This is a genomic window from Burkholderia sp. Ac-20353, from assembly GCF_017104785.1.
Classification (GTDB): Bacteria; Pseudomonadota; Gammaproteobacteria; order Burkholderiales; family Burkholderiaceae; genus Burkholderia.
This window is the reverse complement of the sequence record NZ_JAAGPL010000411.1, coordinates 1-2747: the sequence shown is the minus strand read 5'-3', so window position 1 is coordinate 2747 and position 2747 is coordinate 1. Positions and strand designations below refer to the sequence as shown.

General features: G+C 71.5%; 2 protein-coding genes. Both read left to right on the top strand.

The genetic code is table 11. The features are described from left to right. The coding region (locus G3N94_RS40775; protein WP_205799831.1) for a PLP-dependent aminotransferase family protein at positions 1–1189 on the top strand (1189 nt) is incomplete at its 5' end. 313 nt (positions 1190–1502) lie between these two features. After that, positions 1503–2747: trypsin-like peptidase domain-containing protein (locus tag G3N94_RS40770; RefSeq protein ID WP_205799830.1), on the top strand; the 1245-nt coding region annotated here is incomplete at its 3' end.

Sequence of the window (2747 nt, the reverse complement as noted above, 5' to 3'; positions counted from 1 at the left end):
CCGGAGCGCGCCGCGCCGGCGGGCTGCGGCACCGGCCGTCGCGCAGCGGCTCGCGCGGATCCGCCCGAGCCTGATCGGCGCCGGCGAATTCGACGGCTTTCGTCCGGGTGTGCCCGCGCTCGCGCATTTTCCGGTCGACGCATGGCGGCATGCGATCGATCGCGCGCTGCGCCGCGCCGGACGCGACCTGCTCGGCTATGGCGATCCGCTCGGCGAGCCCGCGCTGCGCGAATCGATCGCGCGCCATCTGGCGGTGACGCGCGGCGTGCGCTGCGAACCCGAGCAGATCGTGATGACCGAGGGCGCGCAAGGCGCGATCGCGCTGTGTGGGCAGTTGCTGACGAATCCCGGCGACACGGTGTGGGTCGAGGAGCCCGGCTATCGCGGCGCGCGCACCGCGATGCAGGCGGCCGACCTCGACGTGGTCGCGATGCCGGTCGACCGCGAAGGGATGCGCGTGCACGCGGACGACTGGCGCGACCGGACGCCGCGACTCGTCTACACGACGCCGTCGAACCAGTTCCCGACCGGCGCGGTGCTGTCGATCTCGCGCCGGCTGGCGCTGATCGACGCCGCGCGCCGCCATCGCGCGTGGATCATCGAAGACGACTACGACAGCGAGTTCCGCCACACCGGCGAGCCGATCGGCGCGATGCAGGGGCTCGCGCCGGATTCGCCGGTCGTGTATCTCGGCTCGTTCAGCAAGACGATGTTTCCGGCGCTGCGGCTCGGCTTCCTCGTGCTGCCGGAAGCGTTGCTCGCCGCGGTGCAGACGGTGCTGCCGGAAATGCTGCGCGGCGGCACGCGCCACGTGCAGCTCGCGCTCGCCGACTTCATCGAGACGGGCGAATACGGCCGGCACCTCGGGCGGATGCGCCGGCTCTATCGCGATCGCCGGCAGGCGCTGCTCGCCGCGCTCGACGGCGGCTTCACGGTGCCGCATCGTGTCGAGGGCGGCCCGTGCGGGCTGCATCTGACGCTGCGCCTGCCGACGCGCTACGCCGATCGCGCGCTCGTCAGCGCCGCGCGTGCGTACGGGATCGGGCCGTTCGCGCTGTCGGGCTTCTCGATGCACGCGGATACCGCGCACAACGGGCTTGTGCTCGGCTTCGGCAACACGTCGGCGGATGCGTTCGTGCCGCTGCTGCGCACGCTTTCGACGCTTGCGCATGAGATCGGCGGCGCGTGAAACGGACGCCGCACGTCGATCCGCACCGGCATATTGAGGTAACGACGGCGACGCAGCGACGAATGCCGGTTCAACGCAAACGCTCGCGGTGCATGCTCGCGAACGCCGGAATTGTGCGGATTGACGAAACGCCCGGTTTGACCGGAACGAATGCTGCAGCCGCTCTGTGGCGCATGCGCGGCCGCTGCGCGGGGTTGCGATTCGTATGCTCTGGCACGCGGAGTGGACTATAAATGGAGCGTGTACTGGGGCTTGTCGGCCGCATGCGCGTCGCGCGCATCGGCGGCGCGACGACCGCCGGGGGAGGTGCACCGTGGTTCGCCTGACGCTTGTCCGCGCCGTGCTTCGCGCCGCGCTGATCGGGAGTGTGTTTGCCGGTTGCCTGTCGCTGCAGCCGGCCGCCATCGCGGCAAGCGCCGCGCCGCCCGTGGCGAAGGAGAAGCGCGTCGCGCAGCCCGGCGCGGCGCCCGTCGATTTTCCCGCGATCGTCGAGCGTTACGGCCCGGCCGTCGTACACATCAGCGAGGCCGCGCCAGCCGATGCGCAGGCGAGCGCGCCGGCCGCGGCGACCGTCTCCGCGCTCGATGCCGACGATCCGCTGGCCGCGTTTTTCCAGCGTGGCGTGCCGCAGCCACCGCCGACGCCGGATAGCGCGCCGCGTACGCTGGCGGGCAGTGGCTCCGGGTTCATCATCAGTGCCGACGGCGTGATCCTGACGTCCGCGCAGGTCGTCGACCAGGCGACCGACCTGACGGTTCGCCTGATCGACCGGCGCGAATTCAAGGCGACCGTGCTGACCGTCGATGCGCAGAGCGACGTCGCGGTGCTGAAGATCGACGCGACGAAACTGCCGGTGGTCAGGCTCGGCGATTCGTCGAAGGTGCGGGTCGGCGAACCGGTGATCACGATCGGCTCGCCGGACGGCACGGGCAACACGGTCACGGCCGGCATCGTCAGCGCGACGTCGCACGCGCTGCCGGACGGCAGCCCGTTCCCGTTCTTCCAGACCGACATCGCGGTCAATCCCGACAACTCGGGCGGGCCGGTGTTCAATCGCGCGGGTGAGGTGATCGGCATCGCGATGCAGGTCTACGCGAGCGCGGATCGTTATTCGAGCCTGACGTTCGCGATTCCGATCGGCCTCGCCGCCAAGGTGCGCGCGCAACTGCAGACGCAGATGCAGGCGTCGCGCACGCCGTCGGGGAATGCGCTCGGCGTCGACGTGCAGGACGTCGGTGCGGGGCTCGCGGCAGCATTCGGGCTGCCGCGTGCGGCGGGCGCGCTCGTCAACGCCGTGGAGCCGAGCTCGCCGGCGGCGGCGGTCGGCATCAAGCCCGGCGACGTGATCCTGCAACTGGGTGGGCGGTCGATCGGTCACTCGGCCGAGCTGAACGACCTCGCGGCCGCGCTGCCGGCTGGCTCGAAGGTGCCGCTGAAGCTGATCCGCAACCGCAAGCCGATGACGCTGATGGTCACGGCCGGAGCGGGGGGCGCGGCGGGCGAGGGGGCGGGCGCTGGTGTTGGGGCAGGCGCCGGCGCGGAGCCGGTTGCCGCGCGC